This window comes from Rhodococcus sp. IEGM 1241 (genome assembly GCF_033142365.1).
Lineage (GTDB): Bacteria > Actinomycetota > Actinomycetes > Mycobacteriales > Mycobacteriaceae > Rhodococcus_F > Rhodococcus_F erythropolis.
Genome location: NZ_JAWLSE010000050.1, coordinates 1 through 2,027, shown reverse-complemented (window position 1 = coordinate 2,027; position 2,027 = coordinate 1). Strand labels below are relative to the sequence as shown.

Annotated in this window: 1 protein-coding gene and 1 pseudogene; both read left to right on the top strand. The window is 60.4% G+C overall.

Features of this window, described 5'->3' with window-relative positions:
• Window positions 1-403 precede the first annotated feature (403 nt).
• Window positions 404-1,651, top strand: coding sequence for a beta-propeller fold lactonase family protein (locus R4P70_RS32550; RefSeq protein WP_317833830.1), 1,248 nt, complete (start codon window positions 404-406; stop codon window positions 1,649-1,651).
• A gap of 215 nt (window positions 1,652-1,866) precedes the next feature.
• Window positions 1,867-2,027 (top strand): annotated as a pseudogene (locus R4P70_RS32840) (Mu transposase domain-containing protein); the annotation flags it as partial.

The window sequence follows — 2,027 nt, the reverse complement described above, 5'->3', positions numbered from 1 at the left end:
CAGAATTTTCGATACCTTGCAGATCATCTTCCGGGAAGGTACGCCCTCCCGGGATCCACAAGTTCTGATCATTTCTCCCTTCGAGGTGAGCTGGGTGACTGATCGCGCATCAATCGCTATGGCAGGGTGGCCAACTCAGGGTGCCTATCTGGTTACCCATTCGTGGAACTGTCGGGGGTTCTGTTAGTGATCCTGGCTTTTTAATGTTGCTGTAGGTGTACAGCAACAGTGGGAATATTCGTTATGTTCTGTGTGGTGATTACTGCCGTAATTACTGCGCACACCTGCGTGCGAACTGCGTCTGGAAGAGGACACCACCATTACCGCCATCGAACGGCCACACTCATGCAAGCATCGATCTCGGGCCGCAACAGTTCTCGGCGCTGCAATACTGGCCGTTGCAATGTCGCTGACCACAGCGACTCGACCGGCAACCGCCGACGCTGTGGTCACTACCGTCCAGGTCGGGGACTCTTCGACAGGAGTGGTGATAAGCCCCGACGGACTGCGCGCCTATATCACCAATCAGAGCAGCAACTCGGTGTCGGTAATCAACACAGCTACCAACACGGTCACGAGTACCGTCCCGGTCGGAAAAGAGCCGTACGCGGTGGCAATCAGCCCCGACGGACTGCGCGCCTACGTCACCAACCTCCGCAGCAACTCGGTGTCGGTAATCAACACAGCTACCAACACCGTGACCAGTACCGTCCCCGTCGGGAAAGATCCGGCAGGAGTGGCGATCAGCCCTAGCGGGCTGCGCGCCTACATCACCAACGCGACCAGCCGATCAGTGTCGGTGATCGACACCGCCACGAACACCGTCACCGGTACCGTCGCCGTTGGTATAGACCCGGCAGGAGTGGCGATCAGCCCCGATGGGCTGCGCGCCTACGTAGCCAACTTCACAGAGATCGGTAATGGCCCTGGCACGGTGTCGGTGATCGACACCGCCACCAACACCGTCATTGCAACCATCCCCGTCGGCAGGCTGCCGTACAAGGTCGCAATCACAGCCGACGGCGCACATGCTTACATCACCAACCCCGGCAGCGACTCGGTGTCAGTGATCGACACCGCCACCAACACTGTCACCGCCACCGTCCCTGTCAGTGCGAGCCCGTCCGGGGTGGCAATCTCTCCCAGCGACAACTATGTCTATGTCACTGGTCAGGGCAATGACTCAATATCAGTGATCAATATGGCCACCAACACTGTCACCGCCACCGTCCCTGTCAGTGCGAGCCCGCTCGGGGTAGCGGTCTCTCCCGACGGCGCACATGCCTACATCACCCACGACACACGCCCTGGCACGGTATCGGTTATCGCATTTGACCGGGCACCGACGTTGACCGGGGCTCCGACTGTCGGCGTCGTCGGCCAGCCCTACCATCATGCCTTCACCGTCACCGGACAACCCGCCGTCACCGTGGCCGTCACTGTCGGTGCACTGCCGGACGGGCTCACGCTTACCGAGGCGGGGGTACTGTCCGGAACCCCCACGAAGGCAGGGTCATTCACGTTCACGGTGACCGCCTCCAACGGCATCGGTACAGCCGCGCCCCTCAAGGACGTGACGGTCGAGGTCACCGACACCACCCCGATAACACCGCCGTCGAGCGGGTCACTCGGCCCGATCTTCGGATCCTGACCTCGACGTCCTGACTGAACAAGCACCCACCACAACACCAGGCCGCTCGCCTTTGAGGGTAAGCGGCCTGGTGTCCTGCTTCGAGACGAGCGCTGGTGAGTCGATGGCTTCGCGCACCGAATTACTCGATGTACATTCGGTGTCCAACCGCTTGTCCGCACCATAGCTGAGGGCTGTGCCACGACAGACAATCCGCTAGTTCCAGGAAACCCTGTCAAATACTTCCACGGGTCGACCGCAGCGCATTGATCACGGTGCGGATGGCGAAATACTCTGTCCTCACACGTTTCATCGGCCGGCACGTGCGGGTCTTGTTACGGGCATTGGTGGTCTTCGACGGACGGGCGGTCATCGCTCGCCATCAACGGGTCATCAC

What these genes read in the sequence shown, in the direction of transcription:
- R4P70_RS32550 (WP_317833830.1), top strand. Translation starts at nt 404, where the DNA reads ATGTCGCTGACCACAGCGACTCGACCGGCAACCGCCGACGCTGTGGTC.